Raw genomic sequence first — 18,944 nt, forward strand, 5'->3', positions numbered from 1 at the left:
GCATAAATAAATGCATGTCCGCACGGCAAACTCTTTCAAGCTGTATCAGCAACACGTTTAGCTCCCCCAAAAGTGACTCGGGCGGTGCTAAATAAATATTTTTTAGTCGCATTTTTATAAAATTATTAATTTCAAAAAGCAGCGCATCGGTATCAATACTGTTACTTTTCAGCAGCTCCTCGTGCCTGGAATAGAAATCAAACACGCTAACTCCCAGCCAAATTTCGGTAATCAAGTTGCCGCCCAGCGCCACATTGGGGATCGGATCAATTTTAATTCGCGGTAAAATAACATTCACTTTGTCGAGCATGCCAGAGACGTATTGCTGGCGGCCAAGCAGTGAAGACTTATTCATTTTAATCGTCTGCGTGAACTGCAATAGGTCTTTAATTCCCTTGCGCAGCGCACGCTTAGCCGTCCACGAGGGGCGCTTATTGCGAATGATCGCAGTGACTAGCACAGCGATCACAATGCCGACCACCGTTGAGATCGCCGAGTTAAGAATCGACAGCGGATCGGGCCTAAAGTCGTGGCTCATGCCCATAAAACTTGGGATTTGCGTCGCGATAATCAATCCAAAAATGTTGGTCGCTGGATTAGCAATAATGATCCCCAACGCTATCAGTCCTGGTGCAAGACAAATGATCAGTGCCTCGAAGCTGGTCGCCAGTGGAATAAGGATCACGGTATAAATCAGGCTGGCGGCAATGGCGATAATCACCGCCTTGAGAAACACCTGCAGTGACGCTATCGGGCTGTCGTGAGCGGCAAAAAATGAACAGGCGATGGCGGCCATTACCGGGGCGGTGCCACCATGTTTCCACCCGCTGCCTATCCAGAACAGGCAGCACAGCATGGTGACAATAAAAATGGTCAGCGAAGAGAGGAAAATCAGTCCTTTATCCGCATGTTTTTTAAACAGCGTAAACTTCGCCGGATTCCGTTCATCACCCAGCGCGTTAACCTTTTCTTTAACCGCCAGATAGGCCTGCGCGATACGAATGAAGTTTTGCAGTCGCTCTACCAGTCCAGTGAGTAGCAGCCCTTCTTCAGCACTCATTTCGCCCTCTACGTACAGCGCCTTAATTCTTTCCTGCGACGCGATCATCTCCTCGATTAATACGCCGGTATCGCCAAACTGTGCGGGATTATTCAGCCACTGTAGGAAGTGGGTGAAGGTTTCGGCAATAAAATCTGGAAAGCTAATGCCATGTTCGCTGAGCAAAATCAGACGTTTTTCAATCGCGGTAAGCGTCGGAATTAAATAGGAAAGATGCTGATACTGGACCGAAACCATGCGAATTAGCGTGCGGGCAGAATCCCCTTCATAGACGCAGTGGGTGATCAGCGCTTCAACGTTGGAAGGATAGTTCGCCATCTGGATTAGAATATGTTCATGCTCCAGCGATTTTTCTTTAGAAACGCGACTTACCATGTCCCCGCAAAGTTTCTTAGCGCTTTCAAACCAGTTATTGACGCTGTTTTCCAACAATGTGCTCATGCGTACGGGAAAAATAATCATGTGCACCAACGTGCTGCATACGATCGCCACCGCTATCTCTTCAATGCGAGAAATGACGGTATAGGTGATGTCCAGAGGGGAATCCACGTCAGCAAAGCCCATGATGGCAGCGCTGTAACCCGCCAGCATAAATACATAACTTTTCGGGGTACGATCATGCAGCGACAGATAGAGGCAAAATGCTATCCACAAAGAGACGCTTACACTAAAAAGTAGCGGATAAAGTACGGTAATTGGGTAGATAAAAAAGATGAAAGCGCCGCCGAGCAGCGTGCCGAGCAGTCGAAACACCGACTTTGACAGCGTTGAGGCGGAGTAGAGCTGGGAGATAATGAAAACGGACGTCAGCGACCAGGCGGGTTTATCCAAATTGAGTTTTAAAGCGATATATAAAGCCAAAAATGCGGCAATACAGGTCTTTACCGAGAACAAAAAAGCATTTTTTGTTAGCCACTTCATTTTCTAATTAAACAAATCACGTAGATTTTAAAGGATTATTTTATACCCCCACGAAACTTGTTATCTTGTTTTGTTTGTAACAAAGATGTTCGCAATTATGTACAAATAAAACAAAAAAGTCACCGCGAGGTGACTTGATGTATTAGGAATGCTGCTAGCTTTAGACAACTGGCCAGCGCTGGCTCGGGAACAGCGCCATACGGATGTTAAACAGATAAAAAAGCGGGCTGAAGAGCTGCATATCGGTGCGACACAGCCCCTCCGTTTTTAATAACAGATTGTCCAGTTCGTTAAGCAATGACGCCGGGGGAGCGAGGTAGATATTTTTCAATCGCATTTTAAAATATCCAGTTATCTCAGCCATTAACGCGTCGCTGTCGAGCATATTTTCTTTAAGCAATTCCTGGTGGCGCGCATAAAAATCATAGCAGTTGACCCCTAACCAGACTTCAGTGATCAAATTGCCACCCAGTGCCACGCCCGGCCTAGGGTCCACTTTGTTACGCGGCAGAATGATATTTATTTTATCAATCATGCTTGCCACATACTGCTGGCGCGACAGTAGCGACGAGGCATTCATTTTTATTTCAGAAGTAAACTGCAGCAGCTCTTTAATGCCACGACGCAATACGCGCCTAGCCATCCAGGCAGGTCGCTTGTTGCGAATGATTGCCGTGAGCACTACGGCGATAACAATGCCCACTACCGTTGATATCGCTGCATTAATAATCGACAGCAGATCCGGCTTAAGGTCGTGAGTCATGCCAATAAACCCAGGGATCTGGGTGGCGATAATCAGTCCGATAAAGTTGGTTGAAGGATTGGCAATGACTAAGCCCAATGCTATCAGTCCTGGCGCGAGAACAATCACCAAAGACTCAAAGGTGATCGTTAAGGGAATAAAAATACCGACGTACATGATGCTGATTACGATCGCCAACAGCACGCCTTTCAGAAACACCTTCATGGAGGCAATCGGGCTGTCTAACGAGGCAAAAAATGAGCATACCACCGCCGCCATCATGGGTGCCGTTGAGCCATCTTTCCAGCCGGTGCCTATCCAGAACAGGCACCCTATCATGGTGGCGGTAAACGCGGTAAAACATGAAAGCAGGATTAACCCTTTATCAGAGTGCTTGCGAATTAATTTAGTTTTGCCACGTTTTTTCTCGGGCGCAATCGATGTAACGCGCTCTTTGGCCCCCAAATAAGACTCGGAGAGGCGAATAAAATTTTGCAAACGCTCCATCAGGCCAATCAGCAGCAGCCCTTCTTCGGCACTCATTTCTCCACGGGCGTACAGCATTTTAATCCTTTCTTGCGATCCGCTGATGTCGTCCTGAATCGCCTGCGCATTGCCGCTCTGCTCAGGGCTGTTCAACCACTGCAGAAAATGGCTAAACGACTCGGCCACAAAGTCAGGAAAGGTAATGCCCTGCTCTGCCAATAAACTCAAACGCTTTTCAATTGCCGTCAGAGTGGGGATCAAATAAGAAAGGTGCTGATACTGAGCACTAACCAAGCGGATCAGTTTTCGAGCGGAATCCCCTTCGTACACCAGGTGGGTTATCAAAGCTTCGACGCTGAGGGGATAATTCGCCATCTGCACCAAAATATGTTCTCTTTCCGGTGAACCTTCTTTTGTTTCGGCAGTAAGCAATTCATTGCAAAGCTTCTTGGCACTGTCGTACCAGTGACTTACGCTGCTTTCCAGCAAATTGCGCATCCGCACTGGGAAAACCAACATGTGGATCAGACTGCTGCAAACGATGGCGACGGTTATCTCCTCAACGCGCGATATCACGGTATAAGTGATGTCGAGCGGAACGGTTACGTCGGCAAAGCCCATGATAGCTGCGCTGTATCCGGCCAGCATAAAGATGTAACTTTTCGGGGTTCGGTCATGTAGCGAAAGATAGAGGCAGCAGGCTACCCACAGTGAAACACTGAGGCTAAACAACAACGGAAAAGTGACAGTGATGGGATAGATAAGAAAAATAAATATCCCGCCCAACACGGTGCCAAGAAAACGGAACAGCGCCTTTGACAGAGTTGAAGCGGAATAAAGCTGCGAGATGACGTAAACCGAGACCATTGCCCAGGCCGGTTTATCGAGGTTAAGTTCAAGCGCAATGTATAGGGCTAAAAATGCCGCTACACAAGTCTTCACTGCGAACAAAATCGCATTTTTTGTTAACCATTTCATATTTTAATCAACAGCTCACAATATTCTAAAACAGTATTTTATACCGATTGAGATAAGAGTACTGCTTTTTAAATTTTTTAAGTTTGTAACAAAATAATCACAATTCATGCACTAAAAGGGCCTGACGTACGGCATAAATAACCGCACGACAGGCCCATCATTACCGCTTCAGTTTAAATTCTCACAATGTTGATCACCACCTCCATCTGCGACTGGGCCTGCTGGCGGAAGTTCATGTCTACCCCTGTCGTGTTATCAACAAAATCGACCGTAATGGCCGAGGTGCTATAACTCGAGATAACGTTGTGTGAATAGGTGCCCCCACTTGAAAGAACAAATATGCGGTAGGAACCGCAGTTCCCCGCATAGTTGGTTTTCAGGGTAATATCATAAATACTGCCTTCATCCAGGTGCTTGTCCTGCGCCGAGTCTTTGAGAGTCGTAATCGTGGTAGACGTGGTGCTGGACGGCCCCAGCTTGATGGCCACCGGTGTTCCCTCATACAGGCGATCTTGCATATAGAGCTTTTTCTGGAAATTAACGTAGTCCGCCGTCACATACGAGTAGGCTGAGGACTCAACCGGCGTGTTGATAAACGCCAACGTGGTGCCGGAGTTGGTCACGCTCAGTCCGTGGAAGCAGTCGGTCGGATCCTCGTAGGAGTTTTGGTATTGCAAATTGGAAGTATGCAGCAGGCCGCCAATAATTCCTGAAAGATATCCCGCCGTCACTTGAACTCTGCCAAACGCCGTCCTTTCAAAGTCATGGAAGATATCGAAGAAGTTGGTCTTGCTAGCATTATCCCCGCAGAGCGTGACGGCAGTATAAGTCAGACTCACGCCGGTGACTGTGGTGCAACTAATGGTTTGCCCCACGGTCCACGGAAAGACGCCACTGCCGTCATAAACTGAAATATTGCTGCTGGCAGCTACCACGGCGTAGGTGCTTCCTTGGTAGGTGTAGTAGAACAGAAACTCGAGCGGCGTAGTGCCATTGGTGAGCTTCAGTCCGGTCTGACCGGCAATCGACGACAGGCCGGTGGTAGAATCAAGTTCGACCACCCCGACGTAGCGACCGTTATAATCCCAATCGCCGCTCAACTGTGCGTACTGACCGCAGTCGAAGAGCCAGATCCCGCCCCAGTAGTTCGCCGCAATAAACTTGACCGAAACTTTCCAGCCTTCGACGATTGGGTTGGTCCCAGTGGTCCCATTTTTCAAGAATACGCCGACAAAGTTGCTCGACCAGTAATCACCTGTCAGTTGGTTCGAGGAATTTGGCCACTGATGCGCGCCGGTGCGAACCACCGCGATACAGTTGGTCGCTGAGCCGATATGAATATGCGACAACGCGAAACCATAGCCGGTTGGGACGACACCGTCGGCTTTGCTACCCCCGTCAAGTACGTTGATAAACAGATTCAATCCGGTGGCGTTACCGATCAGGTCGCCAATGGAAATCATCGGCGTTGCGTCCCAGAATGAGGTATTGCTCGGGAAGCTGCTGCTGACGCTCAGGGAGTGAATAGAAATATTCAAACCGTTGCCAAAAATATTACGAATTTTGACTGTGCCAGAAATCGAATAGCTGCCGGTGCCGCGCACCTCAAGAATTCCACGACTCACTGCCGCGTCAATGGCCGCCTGAATAGCCGTCGTCCAGTCACCGGCCGCAGAGTTGGTATCGGCGAAGTCTTCGATATCTAGATAGCGTGCCAGCTTATTGGTCTGTGAGGCCAGAGTGGTGCCCGAATAGTTGAAGGCTGAACCCAAGGTGCCGTTGGCGTAATCAATCGTTTGGTCATACCCCACGGAACCGGCCCCCGACGAGGTGGCAAGTGCAGACAGTTGATTGTTAATAGAGGTCAGATTGGTTGCCGCCGAATTGAAAGCCGAGCCTACAGTGCCACCGGCATAGCTCACCGTAGAGCTATAACCAACGGAACCGGCACCGGACGAGGTGCCGAGTGCCGCCAGTTGGTTGTTATTAGACGTTAAATTGGTTGCTGCTGAATTGAAGGCCGAGCCGACGGTGCCGTTAGCATAGCTGACCGTCGAATCATAACCCACCGAGCCTGCACCAGAAGACGTGGCGAGTGCCGCCAGTTGGTTATTGTTTGAGGTCAAATTGGTTGCCGCCGAATTGAAGGCTGCTCCGACCGTGCCGCTTGCATAGCTCACCGTTGAGTCATAGCCTACAGAGCCCGCGCCAGTAGAGGTCGCCAGTGCTGCCAGTTTATTGTTATTGGTCGTCAGATTAGTGGCCGCAGAATTGAAGGCTGCCCCAACCGTGCCGCTGGCATAGGTCACGGTTGAGTCGTAACCCACAGAACCCGAGCCGGTAGAGGTCGCCAGTGCCGCTAGCTTATTGTTATTGGTCGTCAGATTAGTGGCCGCCTGACTTAATGATGCCCCAATGGTGCCACTGGCATAGGTCAGAGTTTGGTCATAACCGACATAACCCGAACCGGTTGTGCCCGAGAGTGCTGACTGCATGGTCTCGAGCGCCCTTTGCGCTGCCGCAGTTTCAGCAGCAGAGGTAAAGATAACCGAAATGGTTTTTGAGGTTGCACCCGTTAACGCCGCAGTGACCACGTAAGAGGCCGCCGTAGTGCTGGTGACATAGCCAAACACGCTGCCGGCACTACCGGTAGTGACCGTGCTGGCAGTCAGAGTGGCGCCGGTGGTTACCGAAAGTGTTACCGTAACGTTCGCCACGCCAGCGCCGGTCACAGAATCGTTGACCAGTACCTGGAATGAGTTGTTCGAGCTGCCGTCTGCCTGTGCGCCGTTAGTGACGCGAGTTAACGTTAATACATTAGCCATGATAATATCCTTAGAGATTGATTAAGTTAGGGTTTGTGTGTTGTGGATCAGTGCTGTCTTGCGACTTCTATTTGGCGGATGCCGTCTAGCTGGGTGTTACAGTTTTCTAAATTGGTGAGTAAAAGCTCATTCCATAGCACCGATGCGCCATAAGTGAGGGGGTCACTGGGCGGTGGAGACGGCTGGCACTGCGCGAGCAGACCTGAGGGTATCGGTGTTACGGGAACTTTGACGTACTGCGTTGTAGTGGTTGAGCAAGCTGTCATTAGCGGCAGCAGCAACAGGCACCAAATTGCACGGCGCCGTTTGAAGAACTCGTTTAATGATAGTTTGTCTCCTCTGACTTGCGGTTTGGTTAGTCTGTTGGTCATTTAGCGTTGCCCCTGCAATCTGATTAAAAATACCCACGCTCAGCCCCTGAGACTGGACGATAAACTCGGCCTCCTTTTTCTGTTGGGTCAGTGTGGACAATGACGCAGCCTGAGAAACAGTTTGACCGTAGTAATGAAAAGCCAGAAACATCAGCAGGCCGATGCAGGCCATCACCAGCAGAGTGGTCATCAGCGCGATTTTATTGATCATGATTGCCCCATCAGGCAGACCTGCCGGTCAATCTCGCGCCGATTTATCAGGCCACGATTGCGTTTTTTATTGACGTAAACCCACCGCCGAAGGTCATCGCAGGCCTGCCTGGTATTACCGGCATTAATGTGCCTTAGTAAGGACGATCGTTTGAACGCGCTGACGCCTACGTTGTAGGCAAAGGAGTACAGTGCGGCACGGGTGTAGCGGTCCAAAGGGACGGTTACGGCGTTATCAACGGCCGTTTTAACCGGTGCCAAATGCTTGATAAGCAAAGCATCGCACGCTTTGTCGGAGTAATATTTTCCCGGTAATACGTCGGGACCGGTGATGCCGCTGCACACTGTCCATACCCCGCCAACGTCGCGATAGGGCGTGCTTCTCTGCCCTTCAACACCGTCAGGTCCGCCCAGCAGCGATATGGCGATGGTTAGCGCGGTTGCTCCGCCTAATTTAACCATTTTGCTTTTCAGTTCCGGTGACATAGCCATTATGTTTCTACCTTGTTGATGACTTCGTTGACCTCATTGGCAACGCCTGCTGGCTCGATATCGGCATTATTTTTTCTGCCGGCCAGATAGGACCGAAGTATCTCGGTTCTCTTTTCGTCCTCGCTTTGCCTCTCCTTTAAAGCAAGCTTGTTATTGCGATAAGAGTTAAACGACAGCAGTGCGCCAAAAATGGCGCAAAACACATAAATCCATTGCTCAGTGGTCAGACCCGCCGCACTAAATAGTGCGGTGATCGTGGCCCAGAAATGCGTCCAGAATCCGTCACTTTGTGGGTTCATTTTCATAGTCTCCACCTCCAACTGCCGTTGGCTGTGCACTGTTGCCATAGGGATTAGCGCCGGAATACGTTGCGACAAGAAGTCAGGGAAGGTTGAGTATTCGGCGCTAAGGATTTATTGAGGACCGCATGAGTATTTTTTAGAGGTATTTGCAAAGGCCTAAAGATACTTTTCTTTAAGCGCCACCAGTTCGGCTTCGGCGTCTTGCCCGAGCACCTCAATCCCTTTTTCAACAAAGGCAACAAACGCCTCAACCCTGGTTTTGAAGTCTGCCAAAGGAGAAGGTGTCGCCTCGTTTGAGATTGCGACCGGCGTTGCAACGGGCAGAACTGCGGCTGCGCTGGCCAGCGAGGCAATGGACTCGCCAGGCTGGGGTATGAAACTTAGGGTTTCGTTATTCATAGAATTCTCCAGATGCGTTGCGGTTTTACTCGCGGTGACGGGGATGTAATAGAGGCTTTTCAGCCAGTTGAACAAGTGTTGAATCATTTCGCCTCACCTCTGTTATTAAGGTTTGAACTGCATGAAATAATTGAGCCTGCGGGTCGCAGGCTCTTGAATATCTTACTGATACTTCGTTTTAAGCTGTAAAAATGCGGCACTGAGGTTTTGATTCAGTGTTGAAACATTTTGCTCGACGTACCCGTTGAACGTTTCATCATTAGTTTCAAACGCAGACAGGGCATCGGTCACACTGCTTTGGGTCACTGAGGCGCCAAGCTGTGACAAGGCGGCCTCCACGTTTTGGCCAACAGAATCGAGCTGCTGCTGGACATAGGCAATAAACGTAGCCACGTCGGTCTTGAACGCGGTGAGAGAATCATCGCCCGTTCCAGGCAGTGCCGTTTTAGAGACAAAAGTAATGATCTCCGAGGCAAAGGTGCCGTCTGCCAGTGTCGCGGTCAGATTGGCATTACCCACGGTATTACTGAATACATAGGCCACCGCCTGGCCGTTGGCGTCAGTGGTTGCCGGATTGACAGTGAGGTCAAGATTGGCGCCATTGTCCGCGCTCCAGGTCAGCGTCTGTCCCGCCGCCGCCGCGCCGGTAGAATCGAGCACCGTTGCCGCGACAGTATTGGCCGACCCGTTAGGCCCGGCCAGTTGATTACTGGTTCGGGATAACAGACTGATGCTAAACGGGCCGACCGGCGTAGTGACCGGCGGGGTCTCGGGCTTGGCGACAAAGTTGATCACCGTAGAAGCTGAAGTGCCGTCTGCCAGTGTTGCGGTCAGATTGGCATTACCCACGTTATTACTGAATACATAGGCCACCGCCTGGCCGTTGGCGTCAGTGGTTGCCGGATTGACAGTGATGTCAAGATTGGCACCATTGTCCGCGCTCCAGGTCAGCGTCTGTCCCGCCGCCGCCGCGCCGGTAGAATCGAGCACCGTTGCCGCGACAGTATTGGCCGACCCGTTAGGCCCGGCCAGTTGATTACTGGTTCGGGATAACAGACTGATGCTAAACGGGCCGACCGGCGTAGTGACCGGCGGGGTCTCGGGCTTGGCGACAAAGTTGATCACCGTAGAAGCTGAAGTGCCGTCTGCCAGTGTTGCGGTCAGATTGGCATTACCCACGGTATTACTGAATACATAGGCCACCGCCTGGCCGTTGGCGTCAGTGGTTGCCGGATTGACAGTGAGGTCAAGATTGGCGCCATTGTCCGCGCTCCAGGTCAGCTTTAATCCGGCTGTCGCAACGCCATTCGAGTCAACGACCTTGGCGGCAACCCTATTGGCAGTACCGTTTGGGCCCACGAGTTGATTACTGCTAAGTGCAGTGAAGCTAATTGAGTACATAACTTTTCCTAAATTGATTTAAGGTTTGGCAGAAATGCCAGGCAATAAAAAAGGGCCACCGAAGTGACCCTTAAACGAAAAAACCCCGCCGAGGCGAGGTTTTTACAGGAGTTGGCTACGTGACTAAGTAACCAGTATTGATAGAGTAAACGGCTTTTTGCGGACCGCGTGAGCGTTTTTTACTCCGCACGCCATTTATTTTTTCCCGTTAATGACGACGCGTTACTGATACTTCTGTTTGAGCTGTAAAAAGGCTGCATCGACGTTTTGACCCAGCGCCACCATGCCTTGCTGGAAATAAGTTTCAAAACTCTTCGCGTTGGTTTCGAACTGGGTCCACGCCGAGGGTACATCTTCAGCCGTGACCGAGGTTGAAAGCTGTAATAATGCGGAACCCACATTTTGCTCTAATGACGTAAAGGCTTGTTGCACATAAGTAATAAAGGTTGAGACATCGGCTTTGAAGGCGGCCAGTTCCGTTCCAGAGTCTCCTCCCGAGGCAACAAAACCTATCACCAGCTTGGCTGCCGTTCCGTCTGTCAGAGTAGCATTAACCGTAGCATCACCTGCTGTATCACTGAATATCGCGATACTGGTCGTGCCGTTACTTTGAGTTTTCATCTTATTTGAATCAATGAAATAGGCGCCATTATCTACGCTAAAACTTACCACCTGTTCGGCGATAGCCGCGCCCGTTTCATCAATCACCTTCGCCTCAACGACGTCCGGCGTACTGCTTACAATCTGATGATTAACAGAGGCATCGAGCGTTAGCGTCATTTTTCCGGTCGGGTTGACGACGGGGGGAGTTCCGGTGTCAGCCACAAAGGAAATCACTGTGTTAGCCGACGTTCCGTCTGTCAGCGTGGCACTCACCGCAGAATCACCGACCGTATTGCTGTATATGAGAATATTGGCCGTGCCGTTACTGCCGGTAATGACCTTGTTGCCGTCTAGGAAGTAGGCACCGTTATCTACACTGAAACTCACGGACTGTTTAGCGATGGCGACGCCGGTAGAATCGACAACCTTTGCCTCTACCACGTCGGCAATTTTGCCGACAATTTGATTATTGGTCGAGACGTTAAGAATCAACGTTAATGCCCCCACCGGTGTGGTGACCGGCGGCAGACCGGGATCGGCGATAAAGGTCACAACAACAGTGGCCGAGGTGCCATCGACAAGCTTTGCGGTTACCGTCGAGTTGCCCACGGTATGGCTGAATACTGAAATAGTGTTGGTGCCATTGCTTCCTGTCGTAACGGCATTTCCAAGAAAATAGGCGTTATTGTCGGCGCTAAATTTGACCACCTGCCCTGCTACGGCTGACCCGGCTTCATCGACAACTTTAGCCTCAACGACATCTGCAATTTTTCCGACAATTTGATTATTGGTTGATAGTGAAAGAGTCAAGGTATACATGGATGTGTCCTTCTTTATTTTGTAGGTACATGGGTCGAAAAAAAAGGGCCACCGAAGTGACCCTTTAAATGTAAAGACCCCGCCTGGGCGAGGTCTTTACTGACGTTGGCTACGTGACTCAGTAACCAGTATTAATACAGTAGCGGGCTTTTCGCGGACCGCGTGAGCACTTTTTTCGGTTCACGATAAATTTCTACAGTCGGGTCCATATCCAGCGGTACGTCGATCATCGCCAGGCACCCCTCAACAAAACCCTCAGCCATTTGCAGCATAATACGCACCAGCTTTTCATCCCTTTTCATGACCCGGGCAATGGCGCGCTTCGGCTGATTCATAACGTAATGCAGAACCAGCAGCTGATACTCCTCAGGCCTTAGGGTTTTTAAACGCGTGATACATCCATCAATCAGTAAACCGTCTTCATCGCAGCATGAAAGACGCGACTTTGAGGTGTTAGGTAACAGACTTTTGAAGCCGTTCGCCGTTCTCTGCCAGTCCAGTTGACTGTTATCCGCCGCCGCCCAACCGCCCCAGCGCTCTAAAACTTGTGGTATATCTCTCATAAGATGTCCTCTACAGGTCGCGTAATCATGCTTTGCCGCCTTGCAGCTGCGGGAACTTTTCCAGATTGAGGGCGCTAAACCCTGCGCTGGCTTCTCTAAGTTTCATTTGCAAACGTGCTTCACAAGCTAAGTTAACTTAGATAATATATCCAAGGTTAAATTTGATCAAATAAAACTAAGATAACTTAGTTAATTTTATTGAGAGTGGATTATGGAATCGGTTGGCGCGCGACTTAAAAGGCTTCGCAGAATAACCAAGACAACGCAGAAAGCACTGGGTGAGTACTGCGGCGTTTCGGATGTCACTGTGGGATATTGGGAAAAAGATCTCAACGTTCCTAAAGCTGAATCGTTATTGAAGCTTGCAAAATATTTCAATACCACAGAAGCTTATGTACTTTATGGTACTGATTTTGCAGGACTACAACCCCTAGTGACCAGCGTTAGAAAGATCCCTATTCTTTCGTGGGTTCAGGCAGGTGTATTCACGGAGTCAGAATCAAGTGAACTTTTTGAGAGAGCAGAATACTGGATGGAAACCGGCCTACGCGTATCATCAGACTCATTTGCTCTAACGGTGCGTGGTGATTCAATGACCAATCCTTCGGGGCTACCGAGTATCCCGGAAGGCTCAACCGTCATTGTCGATCCTCACGTAGAGGCCACTCATGGAAAAATCGTTGTCGCCCGCATTGCTGGAACCAGCGAGGCAACAATGAAGAAGTTGGTTATTGACGGGCCGAATAAGTATCTCGTTCCACTCAACCCGCGCTATGCCAACATTCCTATCAATGGCAACTGCGAGATTATCGGCGTAGTACGCGGCGTACAGTACGAAATATAATTTAATTAGCGCATGACCTATAAAAAGGAGCCAAGGCAGCGTTCACCTTTGCTCCTTTTTTAATGGCAGGCCCCTTTGCTCGGGAACTGTCAATACGGGCCTATTATGAATGGGTGCCGGGACATTGCTCTGACAAATTAGTCAGGTTCTCAGCCTCATGCTGGAAGCTGATTTTGTTGCTTGCGCTGCCCTGATTGATTTTTAGAACAAAAATACTGTCAAAATCACTGCCGGGCCAGGTAGGCACGGTGGTGGGGTCAGCCCCCTCAGCTTTCATAATATTTTTAACTAATTTATCGAGATTTTTGTGTTCCCAAGAAACAAATACCAGTGAATTGCTATACGTGTTGCTCAACAGTGCCTTTTGAACGCCAGCAATATCATCCGCATGGAACTGAATATCAATCGGCATAGAAAGCTGGATAGCCGTTGGGGTGATGGTGGTCAATGGTCTGAGAGAACTTCCTGACTTATCTTCCTTCGGCCCCGCGGCGAAGATAGCAGCCGGTTTTCCATAACGGGACAGCAAAACGCCAGGCAGAGCCAGTGCCCGGTTAAGTCCCTTACAGGTTAACTGCCCGCTGCTGTTAACCGGTTTTTCACCATGGCGGACAAAAACGATGGTTTGTTCGGCCTGAGCTACGGATATATTCGCGATGCCCGTAGCCAGCAATAAAGCAAATCCACCCATTCTAATTAGCGATTTCAATCTGGCACCCCTGATTTAATAATGTAGTTCAACGTGTTACATAGAGTTAATTCTGAGAAATCCGGTGAATTACCCAGCATGTGACAATAAAATCGCCAAGAATCCACCCTAAAATATGCCGCATTAAAGACGCTCAGTAAACGCAGTAATCGTTTCAATTTGCTTTCACAGAGGATGCTGCAAGATAGTGCAATTTCAATTGAGATGAAAATGATAGAGGGGTAAGGAGAAATATTATGAAACCCCAAAAACAAAAAAACCACCCGAAGGTGGCATAACGACATTACTACTTTATTGCTTTTGATTATTCAGCTAATTTTCCATGGTACCCGGGACGAGACTTGAACTCGTACAGCGCGAACGCCGAGGGATTTTAAATCCCTTGTGTCTACCGATTCCACCACCCGGGCTCCGGGAAAATTGGAGGCGCGTTCCGGAGTCGAACCGGACTAGGCGGATTTGCAATCCGCTACATAACCGCTTTGTTAACGCGCCTTAATTCTTTACTTTTCTTACTGTTAGCCAGAAATATGTTCTACCTAACGAATTTGGAGCGGGAAACGAGACTCGAACTCGCGACCCCGACCTTGGCAAGGTCGTGCTCTACCAACTGAGCTATTCCCGCTTTAATCAGAACTTACTGATTTTTTTAGCTTATCTTCTGGCTAACTGCTCACTGCCTTCCGATGCGTTGCATTCTACTTGGCTGACGCGATGAGTCAATAAAATTATCAGCTCATCGTGACTGATTGCCGTTTTTTAAATCAGTTCGATCAAGGTTCCAGCAGATCATTACGTGCAGCAAACAGATATTGGAACATTGACCAGAAAGTCAGCACCGCAGCAATGTACAACGCGACAACGCCGACGCCGACAGCGATATCGTTTGGACGCCATAATAGCGCCACCAACGACAGCATCTGCGCCATCGTTTTTACTTTACCTATCCAGGAAACCGCCACGCTGCTACGTTTTCCGATCTCCGCCATCCATTCTCTGAGCGCAGAAATAATAATTTCGCGCGCTATCATGGTCGCCGCCGGCAGCGTTATCCACCAGGCGTGGAAATATTCCGCCACCAGCACTAGCGCAATCGCGACCAGCACCTTGTCGGCCACGGGATCAAGGAACGCACCAAAGCGAGTAGTTTGCTTCCAGCGACGAGCAAGATAGCCATCAAACCAGTCGGTAATCGCGGCGAGAACGAAAATCAAGGCGCAAGCTGTAGGAGCCCAAACGTACGGCAGATAAAAAGCCAGCACGAAGAACGGGATCATGACAACGCGAAACAGGGTAAGGCACGTCGGTATATTAAATTGCATGTGCGTAGGTAACTATCTGTCCGATGTAGATATTATGAGTATGTTGCTACAATGAACCTAGTGTTTCAACGCATTATGAATTTTTTCTGCCAATGCGTGTGAAATACCCGGCACTTTTGCAATTTCCTCTGCACTGGCATTCAGTAAAGGTTGAATGCCTCCCATATATTTGAGCAAAACCTGACGCCTTTTCGGCCCCACGCCTTCTATCTCTTCAAGTGCACTGGTGTTTCTTACCTTGGCACGCTTCTGCCGATGTCCGGTAATCGCGTGATTGTGCGAATCGTCACGAATATGTTGTATCACATGCAGCGCTGGAGAATCAGAAGGCAAAGCAATTCCCTCACCTTCCGCTTTGAAGAATAACGTTTCCAATCCGGCTTTACGATCCGCGCCTTTGGCAATGCCAATCAACAGCGGTTTGGATTTATCCCATGATACATCCAATTCCTTGAACACGTCCAAGGCCATGCCCAACTGCCCTTTTCCGCCGTCGATAAAAATGACGTCAGGGATCTTGGCCTCCTCAATCGATTTACCGTAGCGCCGATTAAGCACCTGCGTCATCGCCGCGTAATCGTCACCGGGTGTGATCCCCGTTATATTATAGCGACGATACTCGGCACGCACCGGACCATTTGCGTCAAACACCACACAGGAGGCCACGGTTTGCTCCCCCATGGTATGGCTGATGTCGAAACACTCCATGCGATTTATTTCCGCAAGATTTAACGTCTTGGCCAGTTCGGCCAGCCGTTGATGAATCGTTGAGCGCTCAGACAAACGCGTAGTCAACGCCGTAGTGGCGTTGGTACGAGCGAGTTTGAGGTAGCGTGCACGGTCGCCGCGCGGTTTACTTTGTATTTGAACTTTACGACCGGCCATCTCGCTGAGCGATTCGGCGAGCAGGTCTTTCTCAGGCAGGCTAAAGTCGAGCAAAATTTCACCCGGCAAAGTTCTCGCCTGACTTCCTTGCAAATAGAATTGACCGACGAAGGTTTGAACAACCTCTGACATTTCAGTGCCGCCCGGCACCTTAGGATAGTAACTGCGGCTTCCGAGCACTTTCCCCTGACGGATGAACAGCACATGCAGGCAGGCCATTCCTGACTCAAAGGCAACGCCAATGACGTCTAAATCTTCACTGTTGCCGGTCACAAACTGCCTTTCGGTCACGCGACCCACGGCCTGAATCTGGTCACGAAAGCGCCCTGCATCTTCAAAACGCAGATTTTTACTGGCGTCTTCCATTCGCTCAATCAGCTGAGTCACCACCTGCTGGTCTTTACCCGCCAGGAACAATCGAACATAGTCGACCTGCTGCTTATATTCCTCTTCACTGACCAATCCACTGACGCACGGGCCAAGGCAGCGGCCAATCTGATACTGCAAGCAAGGACGCGAGCGATTGCGGTAAACGCTGTTTTCACACTGGCGGATAGGAAACAGCTTTTGCAGCAGTGCCAGCGTTTCTCTTACCGCATAGGAATTGGGAAAAGGACCAAAATACTCACCTTTGGCATGCTTCGCGCCGCGGTGGATAGTGAGTCGGGGATGATTGTCGGCGCTGAGAAAAATCAGCGGATAAGATTTGTCATCACGCAGCAAAACGTTGTAGCGCGGCTGATAAAGCTTGATGTAGTTATGTTCAAGCAGCAGCGCTTCTGTTTCGGTATGCGTAACCGTGACGTCTATTTGTTGAATGTTTTTGACCAGCGTCTCCGTCTTGCGACTCGAAACCTGGACACGAAAATAACTGGAAAGCCTTTTTTTAAGATCTTTGGCTTTCCCGACATAAATTACCGTCCCGGTTGCGTCGTACATTCTGTAGACGCCGGGTTGGCTGGTGACCGTTTTTAAAAAGGCCTGGGGGTCAAAATGCTCATTACTCACTGCCAGACAACGTCTCCGAGTTGAAAAGACCATGGCGTATTGCCAGATGAGTCAATTCTACATCACCGTTGATATTTAGTTTACTAAACATTCTATAACGATAGCTGTTCACCGTTTTCGGACTGAGATTAAGTTGTTCTGAAATCTCGTTGACCTTTTGCCCTTTGGTGATCATCAGCATAATTTGCAGCTCGCGTTCTGAGAGGCTGTCAAAAGGCGTTTCTGACTGTGGCTCGAGTTGGCTCAGGGCCATTTGTTGAGCAATATCAGACGCTATATAGCGCTGACCAGAATCAACCAGGCGGATAGCGTTAACCACTTCCTGAGGAGCAGCGCCTTTACTGAGATAACCGGAAGCGCCAGCCTGCATCACTTTTGCTGGCAAAGGGTTTTCGGTATAAATGGTCAGCATGATAATTTTGACGTCTGGGCAAAAACGCACAATTTTCTTCGTGGCTTCCAACCCGCCGATCCCCGGCATACTCATATCCATCAAGACAATATCGACTGAGTTGCTGCGGCACCATTTAACGGCGTCTTCTCCGCACTGAACCTCATCAACAACTTTAATGCCTTTGATATCCTCAAGAATGCGTCGAATCCCTGCGCGCACCAGTTCATGGTCATCTACAAGAAGAACGCTAATCAAAGAGAATTCTCCAAAATTAAGGGCGTCACACGGTCGTATTTTTCATTAGCTTGCTAAGTGACTGCGGTTTAGTAGGTAAACAACGGCGCAAATTCGCAAAAGAGACAGAACAATACATAAGCAAAAAAGAGTCTACCGCGTCAGGTCAAACACGTTACCGAGAAAACATGAAAACAACAAACTGACTGCGGACATATAAAATAAAGCGAATTAAATTAGCTGACCTATTTTACTGCATCAGGTAGAAATTAACCAAGCTTTGATCGTGAAAAAAATGATTTTTAATAATGTAAAAATTAACTTCCATCAAAGGTTACAACCCAAAATGAATTATAAGATTAAATCCTATAAAAATCATTTGCAAACCCGCCAAGCGCTCAAAAAAAGAGCAATCATTAAGAAGCCATCTGACTTTACTCATATAAGGTTTATTAATGCGCAAAATAACATCAGCGGAATCACTCGATATATTACTGATTTATCCTGAATTTATTTAACTCATGACGTAATACCCTCAGTTTAAATATGAAAAAACTGAAAAATATCTGAAGTAGTCTTATCTGTGACCATTCGTCTAGCATACTTGACGGTTTAGGATTATTTTTCTGTGCTAATTTCGTAAAACTTTGACCTTATAGCAAGAGTTGCACAACTGCCGTCTCCCAGCGTCACAGAGGAATGTGCTAGTATAGCGCCACATTTTCAGCAGCCTTCCTTTATAGAGGCTGTGAAGTTATTGAACGCGCTATCCGACCGCATACAGGCGGTTGGTTTTTTTTAAGGAGATTATAATGAGCACATGCAATTTTAACACCGAGGCCAGCGTTGAAACCCTGGCAACAGAGGTTGCCTGTCTTAAAGCGACTCTGACACTGATGCTTAAGGCAATTGGTCAAGCAGACGCAGGTAAAGTCGTTCTGAATCTTGAAAAATTTATTGCTCAGATTGAAGACCCTCAACAGGCAGAGATTTTCAATAACACCCTGCAACAAATCAAATTTGGATATCGTCAATAACGATAAGTATGACGCCATCTCGGGTCCATGTTTTGATGAAGCCGAAAGATCAAGAGAGCCCAAAATGGCTCTCTTTTTTTAGCCCACGTGGGTTTAGATTAAATCTGCTAAAATAAAGAACCGTTAATCTGCTTCAAGGTGTATCCCATGAGTGAAAAAAACAGCGAAAACAAAACAAAAGCTGATGATGTTCACGTCAGTGATGGATTGGCAAAGTTGCACAAAGTGGCTGAACAGTTGACAGAAGAAGAGCTTAATCGACTTGCGGAAGAGGCGAGAATGGCCGCCGAGAAGGCAAAAAAGAATCCTCACGCCTAGACGAATCATCTCTTAAAACCG

Annotated in this window: 18 protein-coding genes and 3 tRNA genes; 3 read left to right on the forward strand and 18 right to left on the reverse strand. The window is 48.8% G+C overall.

Annotated features, from left to right (window positions below; translation table 11 throughout):
* From BS639_RS00005 to BS639_RS00050, 11 genes are all read right to left on the reverse strand, one after another.
* Positions 1-1,981: FUSC family protein (locus BS639_RS00005; RefSeq protein WP_084981918.1), on the reverse strand; the 1,981-nt coding region annotated here is incomplete at its 3' end.
* A gap of 160 nt (positions 1,982-2,141) precedes the next feature.
* A complete protein-coding gene (locus BS639_RS00010; RefSeq protein ID WP_084981919.1) occupies positions 2,142-4,187 on the reverse strand; it encodes an FUSC family protein in 2,046 nt (681 codons plus the stop codon).
* A gap of 173 nt (positions 4,188-4,360) precedes the next feature.
* The gene (locus tag BS639_RS00015) at positions 4,361-7,012 is read right to left on the reverse strand and encodes a beta strand repeat-containing protein (RefSeq protein WP_084981920.1); all 2,652 of its coding nucleotides are present in this window, start codon (positions 7,010-7,012) and stop codon (positions 4,361-4,363) included.
* Positions 7,013-7,059: 47 nt separating this feature from the next.
* The gene (lysC, locus tag BS639_RS25335; protein ID WP_456153885.1) at positions 7,060-7,278 is read right to left on the reverse strand and encodes an Rz1-like lysis system protein LysC; all 219 of its coding nucleotides are present in this window, start codon (positions 7,276-7,278) and stop codon (positions 7,060-7,062) included.
* The gene (locus BS639_RS24860; RefSeq protein ID WP_158086912.1) at positions 7,175-7,594 is read right to left on the reverse strand and encodes a hypothetical protein; all 420 of its coding nucleotides are present in this window, start codon (positions 7,592-7,594) and stop codon (positions 7,175-7,177) included. The genes lysC and BS639_RS24860 overlap by 104 nt, the downstream gene beginning before the upstream one ends.
* The gene (locus tag BS639_RS00025) at positions 7,591-8,085 is read right to left on the reverse strand and encodes a lysozyme (RefSeq protein ID WP_084981921.1); all 495 of its coding nucleotides are present in this window, start codon (positions 8,083-8,085) and stop codon (positions 7,591-7,593) included. The genes BS639_RS24860 and BS639_RS00025 overlap by 4 nt, the downstream gene beginning before the upstream one ends.
* Entirely contained in the window at positions 8,085-8,390 is a 306-nt protein-coding gene (locus tag BS639_RS00030; RefSeq protein WP_055782973.1) for a hypothetical protein, read from the reverse strand. The genes BS639_RS00025 and BS639_RS00030 overlap by 1 nt, the downstream gene beginning before the upstream one ends.
* A gap of 153 nt (positions 8,391-8,543) precedes the next feature.
* A complete protein-coding gene (locus BS639_RS25085; protein WP_055783754.1) occupies positions 8,544-8,786 on the reverse strand; it encodes a hypothetical protein in 243 nt (80 codons plus the stop codon).
* Between the two features lie 162 nt (positions 8,787-8,948).
* On the reverse strand, positions 8,949-10,187 hold the full coding sequence (locus tag BS639_RS00040) for an Ig-like domain-containing protein (RefSeq protein WP_084981922.1): 1,239 nt from the start codon (positions 10,185-10,187) through the stop codon (positions 8,949-8,951).
* Between the two features lie 222 nt (positions 10,188-10,409).
* Positions 10,410-11,609, reverse strand: coding sequence for an Ig-like domain-containing protein (locus BS639_RS00045; RefSeq protein ID WP_084981923.1), 1,200 nt, complete (start codon positions 11,607-11,609; stop codon positions 10,410-10,412).
* A 131-nt stretch (positions 11,610-11,740) separates the two neighbouring features.
* Complete coding sequence (locus tag BS639_RS00050; protein WP_084981924.1) at positions 11,741-12,172, reverse strand: antiterminator Q family protein; 432 nt, start codon at positions 12,170-12,172, stop codon at positions 11,741-11,743.
* A gap of 211 nt (positions 12,173-12,383) precedes the next feature.
* On the opposite strand from BS639_RS00050, the gene BS639_RS00055 reads away from it, so the two are divergent.
* Complete coding sequence (locus BS639_RS00055) at positions 12,384-13,016, forward strand: LexA family protein (RefSeq protein ID WP_055778132.1); 633 nt, start codon at positions 12,384-12,386, stop codon at positions 13,014-13,016.
* A gap of 103 nt (positions 13,017-13,119) precedes the next feature.
* Here the strand turns inward: BS639_RS00055 and BS639_RS00060 are convergent, their stop codons facing one another.
* From BS639_RS00060 to uvrY, 7 genes are all read right to left on the reverse strand, one after another.
* The gene (locus BS639_RS00060) at positions 13,120-13,707 is read right to left on the reverse strand and encodes a histidine phosphatase family protein (protein ID WP_084981925.1); all 588 of its coding nucleotides are present in this window, start codon (positions 13,705-13,707) and stop codon (positions 13,120-13,122) included.
* A gap of 341 nt (positions 13,708-14,048) precedes the next feature.
* Positions 14,049-14,135 (reverse strand) — tRNA-Leu (locus BS639_RS00065).
* Positions 14,136-14,146: 11 nt separating this feature from the next.
* Positions 14,147-14,220, reverse strand: a tRNA-Cys gene (locus tag BS639_RS00070).
* A gap of 54 nt (positions 14,221-14,274) precedes the next feature.
* Positions 14,275-14,350: transfer RNA gene (locus BS639_RS00075), tRNA-Gly, on the reverse strand.
* A gap of 148 nt (positions 14,351-14,498) precedes the next feature.
* On the reverse strand, positions 14,499-15,047 hold the full coding sequence (gene pgsA / locus BS639_RS00080) for a CDP-diacylglycerol--glycerol-3-phosphate 3-phosphatidyltransferase (protein ID WP_055778126.1): 549 nt from the start codon (positions 15,045-15,047) through the stop codon (positions 14,499-14,501).
* Positions 15,048-15,104: 57 nt separating this feature from the next.
* On the reverse strand, positions 15,105-16,973 hold the full coding sequence (gene uvrC / locus BS639_RS00085) for an excinuclease ABC subunit UvrC (RefSeq protein ID WP_072156459.1): 1,869 nt from the start codon (positions 16,971-16,973) through the stop codon (positions 15,105-15,107).
* Positions 16,933-17,589, reverse strand: coding sequence for a UvrY/SirA/GacA family response regulator transcription factor (gene uvrY, locus BS639_RS00090; RefSeq protein ID WP_055778123.1), 657 nt, complete (start codon positions 17,587-17,589; stop codon positions 16,933-16,935). The genes uvrC and uvrY overlap by 41 nt, the downstream gene beginning before the upstream one ends.
* A gap of 791 nt (positions 17,590-18,380) precedes the next feature.
* On the opposite strand from uvrY, the gene BS639_RS00100 reads away from it, so the two are divergent.
* Together BS639_RS00100 and BS639_RS24995 are read left to right on the forward strand one after the other, a co-directional pair.
* Positions 18,381-18,605 carry a DUF2594 family protein gene (locus tag BS639_RS00100; protein WP_055778120.1) on the forward strand — a complete coding sequence of 75 codons (225 nt, stop codon included), beginning with the start codon at positions 18,381-18,383 and terminating at the stop codon, positions 18,603-18,605.
* Between the two features lie 147 nt (positions 18,606-18,752).
* A complete protein-coding gene (locus tag BS639_RS24995; RefSeq protein WP_173882046.1) occupies positions 18,753-18,923 on the forward strand; it encodes a hypothetical protein in 171 nt (56 codons plus the stop codon).
* The last annotated feature ends 21 nt before the right edge of the window (positions 18,924-18,944 follow it).

The organism is Rouxiella silvae, from assembly GCF_002093625.1.
Taxonomy (GTDB): Bacteria; Pseudomonadota; Gammaproteobacteria; order Enterobacterales; family Enterobacteriaceae; genus Rouxiella; species Rouxiella silvae.